At 65.7% G+C, this 16,281-nt stretch carries 13 protein-coding genes and 1 tRNA gene; 11 read left to right on the top strand and 3 right to left on the bottom strand.

Going from position 1 to position 16,281, the window contains the following annotated elements; genetic code table 11:
- Positions 1-13: 13 nt before the first annotated feature.
- From NIBR502770_RS11960 to NIBR502770_RS11935, 6 genes are all read left to right on the top strand, one after another.
- A complete protein-coding gene (locus NIBR502770_RS11960; protein WP_141182076.1) occupies positions 14-1,753 on the top strand; it encodes a glycerol-3-phosphate dehydrogenase/oxidase in 1,740 nt (579 codons plus the stop codon).
- A 38-nt stretch (positions 1,754-1,791) separates the two neighbouring features.
- Positions 1,792-2,280 carry a PTS sugar transporter subunit IIA gene (locus NIBR502770_RS11955; RefSeq protein WP_141159840.1) on the top strand — a complete coding sequence of 163 codons (489 nt, stop codon included), beginning with the start codon at positions 1,792-1,794 and terminating at the stop codon, positions 2,278-2,280.
- Between the two features lie 80 nt (positions 2,281-2,360).
- Positions 2,361-3,239, top strand: coding sequence for an SURF1 family protein (locus NIBR502770_RS11950; RefSeq protein ID WP_141159841.1), 879 nt, complete (start codon positions 2,361-2,363; stop codon positions 3,237-3,239).
- Positions 3,236-3,742, top strand: coding sequence for a DUF3817 domain-containing protein (locus NIBR502770_RS11945; RefSeq protein ID WP_141182075.1), 507 nt, complete (start codon positions 3,236-3,238; stop codon positions 3,740-3,742). The genes NIBR502770_RS11950 and NIBR502770_RS11945 overlap by 4 nt, the downstream gene beginning before the upstream one ends.
- 103 nt (positions 3,743-3,845) lie before the next feature.
- A complete protein-coding gene (gene guaA, locus NIBR502770_RS11940; protein WP_141159843.1) occupies positions 3,846-5,435 on the top strand; it encodes a glutamine-hydrolyzing GMP synthase in 1,590 nt (529 codons plus the stop codon).
- 129 nt (positions 5,436-5,564) lie between these two features.
- Positions 5,565-9,764 carry a DUF4011 domain-containing protein gene (locus NIBR502770_RS11935; RefSeq protein WP_141182074.1) on the top strand — a complete coding sequence of 1,400 codons (4,200 nt, stop codon included), beginning with the start codon at positions 5,565-5,567 and terminating at the stop codon, positions 9,762-9,764.
- 11 nt (positions 9,765-9,775) lie between these two features.
- Here the strand turns inward: NIBR502770_RS11935 and NIBR502770_RS11930 are convergent, their stop codons facing one another.
- From NIBR502770_RS11930 to NIBR502770_RS11920, 3 genes are all read right to left on the bottom strand, one after another.
- Positions 9,776-10,504: an RcpC/CpaB family pilus assembly protein gene (locus NIBR502770_RS11930; protein WP_141182073.1), complete on the bottom strand. Its 729-nt coding sequence runs from the start codon at positions 10,502-10,504 to the stop codon at positions 9,776-9,778.
- A gap of 109 nt (positions 10,505-10,613) precedes the next feature.
- Positions 10,614-10,886: an FmdB family zinc ribbon protein gene (locus NIBR502770_RS11925; protein ID WP_141159846.1), complete on the bottom strand. Its 273-nt coding sequence runs from the start codon at positions 10,884-10,886 to the stop codon at positions 10,614-10,616.
- Positions 10,887-10,996: 110 nt separating this feature from the next.
- Positions 10,997-11,617 carry a 5-formyltetrahydrofolate cyclo-ligase gene (locus NIBR502770_RS11920; protein WP_141182072.1) on the bottom strand — a complete coding sequence of 207 codons (621 nt, stop codon included), beginning with the start codon at positions 11,615-11,617 and terminating at the stop codon, positions 10,997-10,999.
- A 105-nt stretch (positions 11,618-11,722) separates the two neighbouring features.
- Between NIBR502770_RS11920 and galU the strand changes: the two genes are divergently transcribed.
- From galU to NIBR502770_RS11895, 5 genes are all read left to right on the top strand, one after another.
- Complete coding sequence (gene galU, locus NIBR502770_RS11915) at positions 11,723-12,628, top strand: UTP--glucose-1-phosphate uridylyltransferase GalU (protein ID WP_141182071.1); 906 nt, start codon at positions 11,723-11,725, stop codon at positions 12,626-12,628.
- Between the two features lie 4 nt (positions 12,629-12,632).
- The gene (locus NIBR502770_RS11910; protein WP_141159849.1) at positions 12,633-13,253 is read left to right on the top strand and encodes a GNAT family N-acetyltransferase; all 621 of its coding nucleotides are present in this window, start codon (positions 12,633-12,635) and stop codon (positions 13,251-13,253) included.
- An 81-nt stretch (positions 13,254-13,334) separates the two neighbouring features.
- Positions 13,335-14,276 (top strand): hypothetical protein, encoded by a 942-nt coding sequence (locus NIBR502770_RS11905; protein ID WP_246857256.1) that lies wholly within the window; start codon positions 13,335-13,337, stop codon positions 14,274-14,276.
- A gap of 120 nt (positions 14,277-14,396) precedes the next feature.
- Positions 14,397-14,469 (top strand) — tRNA-Ala (locus NIBR502770_RS11900).
- Between the two features lie 1,079 nt (positions 14,470-15,548).
- Positions 15,549-16,280, top strand: a complete 732-nt coding sequence (locus tag NIBR502770_RS11895; protein ID WP_210418858.1) for a cutinase family protein — start codon at positions 15,549-15,551, stop codon at positions 16,278-16,280.
- The last annotated feature ends 1 nt before the right edge of the window (position 16,281 follow it).

Raw genomic sequence — 16,281 nt, 5'->3', positions numbered from 1 at the left:
CTGGAGGCGTTCAATGAAGAGTGTTCCTGCAAACGGCGGGGTCCTTGGCCCCGAAGCCAGGGAAGCATCCATCCAGCGGCTGCGCGCCACCACGGAACCCGGCCAGGAACTCGACATCCTGATTGTGGGCGGCGGCATCGTCGGCACGGGAGCCGCCCTTGACGCCGTGACCCGGGGGTTGAGCGTCGGCATCGTCGAGGCAAGCGACTGGGCTGCGGGGACGTCATCCCGGTCTTCAAAACTTATCCACGGTGGCTTGCGCTACCTGGAAATGCTGGACTTTGCCCTGGTCAAGGAGGCCCTGCAGGAACGCGGGCTGCTCCTCTCCGAGATTGCCCCCCACCTGGCCCGGCCGGTGCCGTTCCTGTATCCGCTGACCAAACCCTTCATCGAGCGGCCCTATGTTGGTGCCGGCATCGCCCTCTATGACGCCATGTCCATCTCCAGTGGGCACAGCCGCGGCGTCCCGTTCCACAAGCACCTGAGCAGGCGGGGCACCCTGCGCGCCGCGCCCAGCCTGAAGGACGACGCATTCGTGGGGTCCATCCGGTACTACGACGGGCAGGTGGACGACGCCAAATACTGCGCCAACCTGGTCCGCACTGCTGCCTACTACGGCGCCCATGCCGTGAACCAGATGAAAGTGGTGGACTTCCTCCGCGAAGGCGAGCGGGTGGTCGGTGCCAAAGTGGAAAACCGCGAAGACGGGAGCCAGTTCAGCATCCGCGCCAAACAGGTCATCAATGCCACCGGCGTATGGACCGACGAAACCCAGGCCATGGTCACCGACCGCGGCCAGCTGAAGGTCCGCGCCTCCAAGGGCATCCACCTTGTGGTGCCCCGCGACCGCTTCCAGTCCACGGTTGGCCTGATCCTGCGCACCGAGAAATCGGTCCTGTTCGTCATCCCGTGGGGACGGCACTGGATCATCGGCACCACCGACACGGACTGGCACCTGGACAAGGCCCACCCTGCCGCTTCCAGCAAGGACATCGACTACGTCCTGGAACACGTCAACCAGGTGCTGAAACGGCCCCTGACCAGGGAAGACGTCGAAGGAGTCTACGCGGGGCTGCGGCCCCTGCTGGCCGGCGAAAACGACTCCACCGCCAAGCTCTCCCGCGAACACGTCGTGGCGCACCCCGTCCCCGGGCTGGTGGTGGTTGCCGGTGGAAAATGGACCACTTACCGGGTCATGGCCAAAGATGCCGTCGACGAGGCCACCCGCACCATGGATGAGCGGGTCCCGCCGAGCTGCACCGAGACCATCCCGTTGCTGGGTGCCAGCGGTTTCCGGGCGGCCTGGAACCGCCGGAACCGCACCGCGGAGGAATCCGGTGTCCACGTGGCGCGGATCGAGCACCTGCTCAACCGGTACGGCTCCATGACGCCTGAGGTCCTGGCCATTATTGAGCAGAACCCGGAGCTGGCGGAGCCACTCCCCGGCGCCGACGATTACTTGCAGGCAGAGGCGGTCTACGCCGCAAGCCATGAAGGTGCCCGCCATGTCCAGGACGTCCTCACCCGCCGCACCAGGATCTCCATCGAATCCTGGGACCGCGGAGTGTCGGCCGCTCCCGTTGTCGCTAAACTGATGGGTGACGTCCTCGGCTGGAGTGACACGCAGCGTGAAAACGAAGTCCGCCACTACCTTGCCCGCGTGGAGGCCGAACGCCTTAGCCAGCAACAGCCGGACGACGAATCCGCAGACGCCGCCCGCCTGGGCGCGGAAGACATCGTGCCCTTGCGTTGAGGGGCCGTTCGCCCCACTGCTGACCGAAGGGATACGCCTTGGCGGAACCACTGGACCCGTATGACGCCCACCTGACCACCGCCGACATGGTGATCCTGGAAATGGAGGCGAAGGACAAGACCGACGCCACCAACCAACTGGCAGAGCGGCTCTACGCCGCCGGGCGGATCTCGGATCTTGACGGGTTCCTGAAGAACGTCAACGCCCGGGAGCATCAGCTGGCCACGGGGCTCCCGGGCGGCATCGGGCTGCCGCATGCCCGCAGCGAGTTCGTATCGCAAACCTCCATCGCCGTCGGCATTGCCAAGTACGGCCACGCGCTGGATTTCGGAGCCGCCGACGGCCCCGCCACGGTCATCCTGCTGATCGCCACCCCGGCCAGCTCGTTCTCCGACCATCTGGAAGTCCTGGCCACCCTGGCCCGGTCACTCTCCAAGGAGTCATTCCGCGAGTCGCTTCGGCGTGCCTATGACGCAGAAGTAATCGCCGAGCTCATCAACTCCAGCCTGGTGTTCTTCGACCACTAGGCGCCTCCCCGGTCCCGCCTCCGAGCCCGGACGCCCTTGGCGTTTAGTTGTTCTACAGAAGTACGAAGTACGGTTAAGACGTGTGGAAAACAGCCCTTAAGCCCCGATGGATCGCAGGCTTTATCTTCGCGATCGCTCTCTCCGGGGTCTTCGTGCTGCTGAGCCAGTGGCAGTTCGGCCGCTCCACCCAGCCCGAGGTTCCGGTCAACCCCGCCACTGAACAGGTACAGCCACTCACCACCACCCTGCAGCCGGGTGAATTCTTCCACGGCAGCGTTGCCGACCAAATGGTCACCGCGCAGGGGACGTACAGCCCGGACAAGCAGGTCCTGGTTCCCGGCAGGCTCCACGACGGCAAGACCGGCTACTGGGTCGTTTCAGCCTTCGCCGTCAAAGATGCCCCGGCCCTGGCCGGTGCAGGCGCCTCACCGCAGACCTGGATCCCGGTGGCACGCGGGTGGGTCGCGGAACCCGGGGACGCGGCAGCACCGCCGTCGGGCCTTGTTGAACTGACCGGGCGGCTGCTGCCGTCCGAAGCGCCGGTGGCCGGGAAAGCACCCAAAGCGGGGGAGGCCTCCGCCGTCTCCGTGGCGGAACTCATCAACTACTGGGAGGTGAGCAGCTATCCCGGCTTCGTCTCCGCCACCGCAGAGGTGGTGGGCGGCCAGGATGTGAGCGCCTCCGCGGTGCCAGGGAACCTCCTTCCATTGGACATCGGACCCCAGCCGCCCGCCCAGCACATCAACTGGCTCAACCTCTTCTACTCCATCGAGTGGGTTGTCTTCGCCGGCTTCGCGCTTTTCATCTGGTGGCGCCTGGTCAAGGATGACTACCACCGGGACCTCGAGGAGGCCCTTGACGACGCCGACGATGACGGGCACGACGAACAGCACCAGCTTCCACAGCAGGCCAAACAGCACCAGCAGCCTGACCAGCACCAGCAGAAGGTACAGCCATGATTGATCCGAAACCGGCCACCCCCTCATCGCAGGCCTCCGGCAAGAGCTCCGGGAAGAAACGCCGTTTCGGCGGTACCGAGGCCCAGATCCGGTCGGCCCTGAAGTTCTACAAGGTCATGGCCTACCTCACCGGCACCATGCTCCTGCTGCTGTGTGCGGAACTGGTGGCACGCTACGGCTTCGGGCAGTACCTGTTCGCCGGGGGGACCAACGCGGTGACCGGGCACCCGTTCGGCTTCGGGTTTGCCGACGCCGAACCGGCGGGGGTGCTCAACGGCATGAACGTCTCCGTCACCGTGCTGATCGTCCACGGCTGGATGTACGTTGTGTACCTGATCTCGAACTTCCGGCTCTGGTCCCTGATGCGCTGGCCGTTCCTGAAACTTGTCCTGCTGGCACTGGGCGGCGTGGTGCCGTTCCTGTCCTTCATCGTCGAAAAGAAGTTCCACGCCGAGGTGGAGGCCGAGCTGGCCGCCAACCCGCAGGCACCTCAGCGCTACTGAAACGTGCCTCGCGCCCGCCGGCCACCCGCCGTCGGACGTCTGCTCCGTCACAGCCGGGCCTCTCAAGGTGCGCCGGTGCAAGGGCGCAAAGTAGGCTATTACGGTGACTACTCCCACTGCATCCCAGACTTCCCAGAAGCCGGTGCTGGTTGTTGATTACGGTGCCCAGTACGCGCAGCTGATTGCCCGCCGCGTCAGGGAAGCGAACGTGTATTCGGAAGTGGTTCCGCATACCTGGTCCACCGAGCAGCTCCTGGCCAAGAATCCCGCCGCCATCATCCTTTCCGGCGGACCTTCCAGCGTCTATGCCGACGGCGCCCCCAGCGTGGGTGCCGACCTCTTCGAAGCGGGTGTTCCCGTCTTTGGCATCTGCTATGGCTTCCAGGCCATGGCCAACGCCCTGGGCGGCAAGGTGGACAAGACCGGGCTGCGGGAGTACGGATCCACGGAAACCACCATCCTGGGCGAGGGGCGCTCCGTGCTGGAGGGCATGCCCCAGCACCAGAAGACCTGGATGAGCCACGGCGACTCCGTCCACCGGGCGCCGGAAGGCTTCGAAGTCCTGGCCACGACGGCGGGCGCGGAAGTGGCCGCTTTCGCCAACGAGGAAAAGGGCCTCTTCGGTGTGCAGTGGCACCCTGAGGTCAAGCACTCCGCCTACGGCCAGCAGGTGCTCGAAAACTTCCTGTTCAACTGCGCCAAGATCGAACCCAACTGGACCACCGGCAACATCCTCGAAGAACAGGTGGAGCGCATCCGCCGGCAGATCGGGGATGCCCGTGTCATTTGCGGCCTCTCCGGCGGCGTCGATTCCGCCGTGGCGGCAGCCCTGGTCCAGCGCGCTGTGGGCGACCAGCTCACTTGCGTGTTTGTGGACCACGGCCTCCTGCGCGAAGGCGAAGCCGAACAGGTGGAGCGCGACTTCGTGGCCGCCACCGGCGTGAAGCTGTACGTGGCCAACGAACAGGAACGCTTCCTGTCCGCGCTGGCCGGCGTCAGCGATCCCGAGACCAAGCGCAAGATCATTGGCCGGGAGTTCATCCGCGCCTTCGAAGAAGCAGAACTGGCCATCATCGCCGAGGCCGCAGCCCACGGCGAGAAGATCAAGTTCCTGGTCCAGGGCACGCTTTACCCGGACGTCGTCGAATCCGGCGGCGGCGAAGGTGCAGCCAACATCAAGAGCCACCACAATGTGGGCGGCCTCCCTGAGGACCTGCAGTTCGAGCTCGTTGAGCCGCTGCGCGCACTGTTCAAAGATGAGGTCCGTGCCGTGGGCGCCCAGCTCGGCCTGCCGCAGGAAATTGTCGGCCGCCAGCCGTTCCCCGGCCCAGGCCTCGGCATCCGGATCGTCGGCGACATCACCAAGGAGCGGCTGGAACTGCTCCGCAAGGCCGACGCCATCGCCCGCGCCGAACTGACCGCAGCCGGGCTGGACAACGAAGTATGGCAGATGCCCGTGGTCCTGCTCGCGGAGGTCCGCAGCGTGGGCGTCATGGGCGACGGCCGCACCTACGGCCACCCCATCGTGCTCCGTCCGGTGTCCTCCGAAGACGCGATGACCGCCGACTGGTCACGCCTGCCGTACGACCTGCTGGCCCGCATCTCCAACCGGATCACCAACGAGGTTGACGGCGTCAACCGGGTGGTGCTGGACGTTACCAGCAAGCCGCCGGGAACCATCGAGTGGGAATAGCGTCCTAGTGGCCGGCCTCCGTCAGCGGAGGCCGGCCACTGCCTTTTCCCAGCGAATTCCCCGGCAATTTCCCGTGCCCCAGTGTTGCGGTCTCTCAAGTCCGGCGCCGGAGCGGCTACTCTCGAATCTATGCCGGTATGGTCCAGGGCGTCACGTGCAAACGCAGAAAAGAAGGCAGAAGTGTCAGTTGGTCAAGGCCACCCGGAAGGCTCCGAAGAGCTTCGTAAATGGCTCTCCGGGCTCAAACCCGTCACCGGCGCGGACACGATGCTGCGCTTCACCAAGACGCCGGAAGGTTCCATCGACCTCACTTCGGCGCACCCCTCAGGCCTCGCCCAGCTCATGGCCGGGCGCCGCACACGCCTGTCCACCCTGATTCGTGACCGGCAGCAGTATGTCGTGGCCGCCAGGGCGTCGCGCAACATCCGGTCCAAGATCTTCGAACTCGCCAACGACCGCGGCATCGATGCCGGGTACCTGTCCGCAGGCACCGTAGTGTGGACGTCCGCCGTCGGCGGCAAACCCCAGCGCGTCTCCGCTCCGGTCATGCTGACCGCCATCTCCCTCACGGTCCGGCCGGGAGAGGATGACTTCGAACTGCAACTCACCGAACAGGCCCAGATCAATCCCGCCCTGGTCCGGCACCTGAAAAACATCCACGGGATCGTTTTCGACGTCAATGCCGTGACCCGCCTGGCCTACAGCACCGCCCGGTTCGACCCCCAGCCCGTCCTGGACCGGCTGGCCACCCTTATCCGGCCCATCCACGGCGCCGAAACCCAGCACAACCTGCTGGTGTCCACCTTTGCCGACCTGTCCGGCAACCTGGACGACCCCTGGATCAACGATTCCAACCCCATCGTCTCCGCCCTGGCCACCGCTGCCGGAGGTGAAGTGATAGATGTTGAGGATCCGGACCCGTCCCGCTTCCCGCACCTGGACAACCGGCACCCCAAAGACGAACTGCTGCTGCTGGACGCCGATACGGACCAGCAGTACGTGGTCGACGCCGCCCGGGCGGGCGACTCCCTGGTGGTCAGCACCCCGCCGGGAACCGGCCAGACCCAGACCGCCATTAACACCATCGGCGCGCTGGTGGATGCCGGCAAGACGGTGCTGGTGGTGGGCGACCGCCGCGCCAGCCTCAATGAGGTCTCCGGACACCTGGAGTCGTTGGGACTGGAATCCATCCTGTTCCAGCTGACCGGAAACGTCACGGCCCAACAGCTGAAGGGCCAACTGGTCCGGGCAATCGTTCGCAACGAAAAGTCGTTGGAACCGCAGCTTGGAAACCTCCACACCACCCTGACCGAACACCGGCATGCCCTCATGGACCACGTGGCATCGCTCCACAACGTCCGCGAGCGGTGGGGCTGCTCGCCCTACCAGGCCATGCAGTCGCTTGCCGAACTCACCTCCATCCACCCTGCGCCGGCCACCACCGTCCGGCTCAAGCGAAGCGTCCTGGACAGCATCCGGGACCGTGAAGAACTGGCCGGCCGCCTCCGCCGCGCGGCCGAACTGGGCAGCTTCAGCAAGGCCGCCACCACCAGCCCGTGGCACGGCGCCAGGCTGCTGACCCGCAAGGAAACCGAGGAAGCCCAGGACCTGGTCCGCTCCGTGGCCAAGAGCCTTCCCGCCCTGCGCGACCGCATGGACGCCGTAGCGGAGCACGCCGAAATCCGACTGGGCGAATCCTTCGCCGAGTGGGGCGAACAGCTTGAACTGCTGGTGGCCGTCCGCGGCAGCCTGGACAAGTTCACCCCTGACATCTTCGACCGGCCGGTGACCGACCTCATCTCCGCCACGGCGCCGTCCGCCTGGCGGCGTGAGCGCGGCATTGAACTGACCGCCATGCAGCGTTCCAGGCTGCGCCGGGTGGCCAAGGAGTACGTCCGTCCGGGTGTCCACATCGCCGACCTGCACTCGTCCCTGGTGCTGGTCCAGGAACAGCGTGCCCTCTGGGCGGCCTACGCCACTACGCAGCGCCATCCCGCTGTTCCCTCAGGCCTGGCCGAGATGATTGCCATGTACCGGTCCCTTGACCAGGAGCTGGCACAGCTAGGCGAGGCACTGCGGCACACGGAGGACGGCGGGGCACTTTCCACCGTTCCCTACGCGCAGCTGATGGAGCGCCTGGAACGCCTGGTAGCGGACACCGACACGCTCAAGACGCTGCCCGAACGCACGCTCCTCATCGAGAACATGCGCGAACACGGGCTGGGTGAACTTCTTGCCGACCTCGCCGAACGGGAAGTTCCGGAACGATCCGTCGCCGCGGAGCTGGAGCTGGCCTGGTGGCAGTCCGCCCTGGAAGCGATGATCAGCGGCGACGACTATCTGGCCATGTCCGACGGCGATGCCCTCCGCCAGCTCGAGGCAGAGTACCGGCTGGCTGACAACGCGCATATTGCCAGCGGCGCCGCCCGGTTGCGGTGGGACCTCGCGGAACGGTGGCGCACAGCCATCTCTGCCCAGCCGCGCCAGGCAGCCCTCCTGCGCAGCCTGCTCAAGGACGGCCGGGTTTCCCTGGCGTCCCTGACTGCCCAGGCACCGGAGCTGATAGGCACCTTGGTTCCGGTGTGGTCGGTCAGCCCCTACCTGATGACCGGACTGCTACCGGCCGAACAGCACTTTGACGCCGTCGTCATCCTTGACGCCGAGGCCACTTCGCTGCAGGCTGTCCTGCCCTCCATTGCCCGGGCACGGCAGGTGATTGCGTTCGGCGATCCCCGCATTGCCACGCCGCGGACGTTCACGGTAGGGGTGGAGCGGCTGGCCGCCGGAGAGCCCGCCCATCACCGCGTCGAGAGCGCATTCACCGCGCTCTCTGCAGTGCTGCCGGTGTGGCGGCTCAACGTGGTGTACCGGGCAGTGGACGAGGACCTGGTCCTGCAGCTCAGCAAGAATTTTTACGACGGCGGCCTGCGACGTCTGCCCGAAGGCCAGTCAGCCACGGGCTTGGACCGGTCCCTGCTGGTGGAATACCTGCCGGACGGCACCGGCCTTCCCAGCGCTGACCACGAGGGTGTGGAGTCCGTGGTGGCGGAGGTCAACAGGGTAGTGGAGCTGGTGTTCGAACACGCCCGCCTGCGTCCGCGGACCTCCCTGGCGGTCGTTACCGCCAGCCTGCGGCACGCCGCCAGGATCGGCGAGTCCATCAGGCTGCAGCTGTCCAACCAGCCGGGCCTGGCCGGGTTCTTCGGCGCCGGCCCGGAGTCCTTCCGCGTGGTGGACCTGGAACGCGCCCAGGGCCTGGTCCGCGACCACGTCATCTTCTCGCCCGGATTCGGGCGGACCCCGCACGGCCGTGCGCTCCACAACTTTGGGCCGCTGTCCGCTGAAGGCGGCCGGGAGAAGTTCGCCCTGGCCATGACCCGGGCCCGCCGTTCCCTGCACGTGCTCACCTGCTTCCGGCCCGAAGACCTGGACCACACCCGGCTTACCCACGGCGCGGTGGACCTGTATGCGCTTTTGGACCGGGAAATCTCCGGCAATACTGACCTCGGTACCCCCGCGTCCCGTGCTGCGGCCAGTGAACAGGCACTTGGCGCGGACCCGTTGGTGGCGGACCTGGGCGACCGTTTGCGCGCCCGTGGCGCCAGGGTCTGGCACCAATACGACGGTGCCATTGACGTGGTTGCGGCCGCGGACCCCCTGAACACGATGGGCCAGGATGATTCCGACATTCCGCGGCCCGTAGCGATCGAGTCCGACGGAACTGCGCAGTACCGCACCATGAGCGTGCGTGAGCGCAGCAGGCTGCGCCCGCAACTGCTGGAACGCCTCGGCTGGCGGTACATGCCTCTGTGGACCATCGAGGTCTTCACGGACCCCTCGTCCTGCGCGGACCGCATTGCCGGCTACCTGGGCCTGGAAAAGATGGTGCTTCCGGGCCGCGCCAGCCAGTCCGTGGGGTTCCTTGACGACGACGTTGACCAGGCGCTCAATGGAATTGATTCTGCGCCGGCCGCGGGGGCTTCCTACCTGCCCCGGGATTCCGGCGCAGGACGGGACGGCGGCGGTGGACGCCAGGAGGCGGACCCCATGACTGAGGAAAAGAAGCCTGCAGACGGCAGGCCTGAGGAAAACGGCCGCGAGGAAGAGATGCGCCAGGACGAGAACGTGAACGGGCAGCCGGAAACAGCAGCTGATGGCGGAGTCCCTGCGGAGCCGGCCGCAGCCACCCCAGCGTCCCGGACGGCTCCGGGTGGTACCGGGGCGGTCCTCCCCACCAAGGCCGCGGAGGACGATGCCCGCAGCTGGGGTGACCGCGAGGAGGACCACGACGCGTGGCTGAAGGAACAGAAGCCGCCGCACTGGGGCTGACCGCCACCAAGTCACTGCGGGCCGACCAAAACAAAGAACAGCCTGCCTTGGGTGGAGGCTCCGGCCAGGCGGGATGATTGTTCGGCCGTGGCTGCCACCACGATGAGGCCATCCGTCTCCGAGGTACCCAGCCATTGTCCGCTCTGGCCGCCCTTGTTGGAGGTCCACAGTACCGGGACGGCGGACGCCAATACTTCGGAGGGACCCTGCTGGTCGAACCCGTTGGCTGATGTGAGCACCACATTGACCAGCTGGCCGGGGGAGACCAGTTGGATGGACGAAGGGTCAGCCATTCGCAGTGGCACAGCGGCAGACCCCGGCGGCGTACCTGCTAGGAGCCCAGGGCCCACCAGCTGGGCATCGGACAAAAGTTGGCCCTTCCGCATCGGCGCGGCCAGCTGCTTGCCCTTGGCGGCGGCCTCATCCTGGAGGAAGCCATCGGCGACCATGCCGGGCGGCACCTGGACCCGCGCCACGTCCGCTTCGGTCACCGCTGTCCCCGCGGCCAGGTCGCGGGCAGCGGCCAGCGCAGTAGCTGTGGAGAGCGGGGCGGGGGTGACCTGCTGGACGGCGACAGCGGCGGCTGCTGACAGCAGCAGGGCAGCGGCAAGCCTGCGGTTGCGGTTCAGCCAGGCGGCGAGCCGGGCGGCAGGCGGACGCTTCCCGGGGCTGCGGCCGACGCCGCCAGTGTTCGTTGGATACCTGATGCCGGTGCGGCCACGGCGGGGGAATAGGGGCATGCGCCCACGCTAGCTGTAGCCGCAACCGCCCGGGAGCCGGGACTGCGGCTATGTGGACAAAAGCGGCCGGCGCTGGAACGCGCCGGCCGCCGTCGAAAGAATTTGCCCGTTAGCTCGCGGCAGCTGCCGGTGCCGCCGCGGCGGGGGCGGCAGCGGGTGCGGACGGAGCCGAAGCCGGGGCGGGGGAGACGGAGCTGCCCTTGGAATCGCGGGAGTCCGTGCGGTAGAAGCCGGAGCCCTTGAAGACCACGCCAACGCTATTGAACTTCTTGCGCAACGTGCCCTGGCATTCAGGGCAGGATGTCAGGCTGCTGTCCGAAAACGACTGCACGATGTCGAAGGCGTGGCCGCAGTCCTTGCAGGCGTAAGCATATGTTGGCACTGGTGCTCCTCCTCTTGGGCAAACGAGAGGTCCCGTGCTGCCACATGGTTAACCATTAGCAGTCGCAGGGCCTGAGTGCTAATTCTATCACTGCGCCGCCGGCCGTGTGCTCAGGCCGCCCCGAACAGGGGCCGGTGCCCGGAGGGCGAAAGAACGGCCGGAACGGGCCTGTCGAACTCCTCTGCTGGGATGCTGCCGGCGGGCAGTAATTCATCGTCGTAGATAACAGCGGACAAAGGGATTTCCTTCCCGGCCGTGGCCAGGTGCCCCAGGAATTTGTCGTAGTAACCGCCGCCTTGGCCAATCCTGTTGCCGGCAAGGTCCACCGCTGTGGCCGGAATAAAAAGCACCGACGCATCGCCCGCGGTTTCGGGGCCATGGCGGTGCCCCGCAGGCTCCAAAATGGGGGCATACCTGCTGCGTTCGAAGCCGGTGTCCGGCGTCCAGAAAACCCAGCTCAGCTCCCGTGCGGGTTCGCACACCGGCAGCAGGACCTTGTGCCCGCTGCGGTACAGGGCGTTGATCAGCGGCAGGGTGGGTGGCTCCTGGCCCACGCCAAGGTAGACGCACGCAATGCCAGGGCGGCCCTCCGTTACCGATCCGGCCCACGCGTCCCCGTGGGTGGCCAGAGCCAGGCCCGCTGCTTCAAGCTGGGCCGGCGCGAGGCCTGCCCGCCTGCGGCGATGACTGGCCCGGATCCCGTCCTTGATGGCGTTCGACTCCTGCAGCATGTTGTCCTCCCTGCGTCGCCCCGTGGTCCGCAGCCTGCAGCCCGGGTGCCGGCCCGTCGCATCGGTAGTTACTGAAATACTTGACGCTGACGTTAGATTAGTCCGGTGAACACCAGTAATCCCAGAGTCCGCAAAGCCGTCATTCCCGCAGCGGGCCTGGGCACCAGGTTCCTCCCTGCCACCAAGGCTATGCCCAAGGAAATGCTTCCCGTCGTGGACAAGCCTGCCATCCAGTACGTCGTGGAGGAAGCCGTCCACGTGGGCCTCAGCGACGTGCTGATGATTACCGGCCGCAACAAGCGGGCCCTTGAGGACCACTTCGACAGGGTGCCATCCCTCGAATCGACCCTCCGGGAAAAGGGCGACACCGAAAAGCTCGCGTCCGTTCAGGCAGCGAGCCAGCTGGGCGATATCCACTACGTGCGGCAGGGCGATCCGCACGGGCTGGGGCACGCAGTGCTCCGGGCAAAGCAGCATGTGGGCAATGAAGCCTTCGCTGTCCTGCTGGGCGATGACCTCATCGACGCCCGCGACGAACTCCTCAGCACCATGATCGACGTGCAGGCCCAAACCGGAGGGTCCGTCGTCGCCCTCATCGAAGTGGAACCGTCCCAGATCAGCGCCTACGGTTGCGCCGACGTCCAGGAGATCGACGGCGGAGACTACGTTCGGGTCAACCGGTTGGTGGAGAAGCCCTCGCCCGAGGAAGCGCCGTCCAACCTTGCACTGATCGGACGCTATGTCCTGCACCCCGCCGTGTTCGAAGTCCTCGAGCACACGAAGCCCGGCCGTGGCGGCGAAATCCAGTTGACCGATGCCCTCCAGGAACTGGCCACCGGTGACGGCGAGGGGCACGGAGTGTACGGCGTGGTGTTCCGTGGCCGCCGCTACGACACCGGCGACAAGCTGAGCTACCTCAAGGCCTGCGTCCAGCTGGCCATCGACAGCGAGGACCTTGGCCCGGGCCTGCGGGAATGGCTTCCGGGCTTCACCGCCGGCCTTTCCCGGTAGCGCCGTGCGCACTGGAACCATCTGGCCGGTCACCCTTGAGTGCGGCGACCTGGTCCTGCGGCCCATCCGGTACCGCGACAAAAAAGAGTGGACCGAAGTTCGGTACCGGAACAGCGAGTGGCTGGCGCCGTGGGAGGCCTCCAACCCGGACCCGCAGGGCGGACTTCCTGACTACCGGCACATGGTGCGGTCCCTGAATATCCAGGCCGCCCAGGCCACCGCGCTTCCCTTCCTCATCACCGAGTGGAGGCAGGGTCTGCGGAGCCCGGCCATCGTGGGCCAGTTGACAGTGTCTTCGATCGTCTGGGGTTCGGCGATGATGGCTACGTTGGGCTATTGGGTGGACCAGTCCCGGGCCGGGCGCGGGATAGCCCCCACATCCGTGGCGCTGGTAACGGACCACTGCTTCCGGGCGCTCGGGCTGCACCGGATGGAAATCAACATCCGGCCCGAGAACGGCCCGAGCCTGCGGGTGGTGGAGAAGCTGGGGTTCAGGGACGAGGGCTACCGGCCCCGTTTCCTGCACATCAACGGCAAATGGGCTGACCACAGGTCGTTTGCGCTCACCTCGGAAGAGGTCCCGGAAGGCCTGCTGGGCCCGTGGCTGGCATCGCGCCGGTCATAAATCCAACGGTTTGCCTATGCGGACACGACACACCGCTGCTAATGCGGCCTGAGCAGGCATGATGCTCATACGGTTTTGAGTGTGGACTTCCCCCTTAGCAGCTCAGTGATCCTTGTGGTTGCCGTCGCGCTCTGGATTGTGTGGGTTGCCCCCTACGTCCTCCGGAACCGCCGGCAAAAGTTCCAGCCCGCCGTCGATTTCCTCGCAGACGCCCCCGCCGATGAGAGGCCGGACCCCCAGTCCGGCCTGGTCCGAAACGTCGCCGCCCAGCAGGAGAAAGCCATGGAACCCAGGAAGAGCGCCGCATCCGCTGCCGGCACTGCAAGTACTCCACCTGCGGCGCCGTTCCGCATCCGCTACGGCCGGACATCGTTGGCTCTCGTGGGGCTGCTGTCACTCGTCACCGCCTTCATCTCCGGCGTGATTCTTCTTTTCGGCATCGGTTCGCCCGCCCTTCCGCTTACCTGCACCCTGCTGACGGTTGCGTCCGTGGCACTGCTGCGCTGGCTCGCCGTCCGTGACCGCAAGGCGAAGGTGGACGCCGCCTTCCGCTCCGCGATGAGCGCCCCGGCGCGCCGTCCCGACACCGCCGAGGCAATCCCGCCGAAGCCCGAAAGCGCCCCCACACGGCGTGACAGCCCGCTTTTCGACGCCGAGGCAGGAGAGCCGAAGGCCAAGCCACTGACCGCTGTGGAGCTGCGGGAAGCAGCCCTCGCCGTCGCCATTGCGGCCGGCGACACCAGCGCAGGCGCGTCCGCACCTGCCGTTCCCTTGAACACCCCATGGGAGCCCGTAGAGGTTCCCAAGCCCGTCTATGTTGAGGCTCCCAAGGCCGAGCGTCCCGAACCGAAGCCGCTGGAGCTCCCGGAAGCACCAAAGGCAGTGGGGAAGCCCTCGCTGAAACAGGGCGCCACTTCCGCTCCGGCCGTTGAGGCAGCTGCCGCAACGGAAGCGCAGCAGCTGTCCAAAGCCCAAAGCGCCCTCAGCAACCTCGACGACGTCCTGCAGCGCCGCCGCGCATAGGGTTGCGGGGCGCCGCCCCAGCTCCCGCGCGTCAATTGGCGTTGGGCTACGAAAATTTGTAGCCTAGGGACACCGGTTCCGCACCGGCAGGCAGCAAACCTGCAGGACGCGGATTCGTCCGGGGCTATAGCTCAGTTGGTAGAGCGCTTCGTTCGCATCGAAGAGGTCAGGAGTTCGAATCTCCTTAGCTCCACAGTTTGCAAGGGTTTTTGAGCCTTGCTAGTGACCGAATAAACACTTTGGTAACACTTTCGGCCACATCCGTGCAGCAGTTCGATGCTTTGGATGAGCTTCATAGTGAACATCTTAGGTGGGATGCCGCCCTGTGGCTCCGAGTAGAGGGGGCTGGCCAGCCTCGGGTGGCCTGTTCAGGCGGAGGCGTGCATTTTGTAGGACGACAGGGGAACTTCCTCTTCCCTCCCAAACGCGCCCAGCTGAGTTGTGGATTCGTCGCTCCCTTTACGGGATGAGTCGGCCAACCGGTAACCGAGAATGGAAAACCGGCTGAGTTCGGTTTGCTTGCAATGACACCGCCAAAGAGCCGCTTGGCCCGGGGGGATCGGCCCGAAGGTCTGAGTCCCGGCTCCGGAGGGGAAGCTGAAGGCCAACGGTCTGGCACGGCACCGTCGTGCGGAGGGGCATCCTGTCCGACGTCGAGACTGCGATTGCTCGGGCCCAGGCCGCCTGCCCGATGCGGATCCAGGCCGGGGCACCGGCTCTGCCCGGGCATCGATCTGGGACGAGAACTTCAACCCGGGAATCGATCACCCGTCAGACAACCAGCCGCGGAACACTCCTCAACACGGTTCGGGTCTCGCTCGGAACCGGTGCCGGCAGGATCCGCCACAGCGGTGTGCCGATCTTGGTGGTCGCCATCCTTAGCGGCGGGGTAACCGCTCATGAGGGATACTCGTGGACTAGGCCCTGGACGCCCCCTGCAGGGACGTTAAAGCCACGTCGTGCTGACAAGTGCCTTGGGCTTTCGCGCGTCTGGGAGAGAGACAGGAGGGGCTAACGATGCGGTCATGGGACGGCGGCGTCGATAGATTTTTCGGCGTGTCTCCCGGCGTGTCCACAAGTGAGAGCAAGCTGGCCCTAGTCCTGACGTCATTCCGCTCCTAGCATCACTCGTACACCCGCGGCTGCTGGGAGCTGCCGAACCGGTGAAGAACGGCGGAAGACATGCAGTTCCCGCACCCTCCCCAGCAGCCGAGCCAAAAGCTGCCGCGCATCGGAACAAGAGCAAAGAGATGGTTCGCGAGAATGGCAGGATTGTCCGTCATCGCTGCCGCCCTGGTTGCTCCCGTGGCCGTCCTTGCACCCGCTTCTGCGGAGGCCGCAGAACCTTGCTCGAATAGCATTCAAGTTATCGGCCTGGCAGGTAGCGGTGATCTGGCCAACAACCGGGCTGCTCCATTTCTCGGCCCAACCCTCCAAAGCTTCTTCGACAATCTGAAAGCTTCGTTCGCAGGAACCTCCACCTTCATTGAGCCGCATGGCATTGACTACCAGGACATAGGATTCCCAGACTTTTTATCGAAGTCGCTATACACAGGCAGCTTTGAAGATGGCGTCACCAAAACCACCCAGTATCTGGCTTCACGCTGCAAGAGCGAAACCTATGTCCTTGCCGGGTATTCGCAAGGTGCGGACGCCATGATGGCTGTCTACGACCGGATGACCCTTGCGCAGAAGAACCGCGTCGTGGGCGTTGCGCTGTTCGGCGATCCCAACTTCAATCCCAAAGCTTCCCCTCTCGATGAGGGGACGTACTATATGCGACCGGCCGGCCACGGGATATTTGGAACGAGACCAGTCCCTACCGCAGATTTCCAGGCAAAGGCACGCAGCTACTGTCTGGTCAATGACGTGATCTGCAATTCGACTCTGACTAATCCCATTCAAGTGGTCAAGTGCGCCGCTGCCCTTCGGACTGTGCTGGGGCGGTGCTTGGGGGAACCAAGGCCTGCCCCGACCTCGCCGGGATGTCTGTGTGTGCTCTGAT

Source organism: Pseudarthrobacter sp. NIBRBAC000502770, assembly GCF_006517815.1.
GTDB classification, from domain to species: Bacteria; Actinomycetota; Actinomycetes; order Actinomycetales; family Micrococcaceae; genus Arthrobacter; species Arthrobacter niigatensis.
This window is presented reverse-complemented; position numbering and strand designations above follow the sequence as displayed.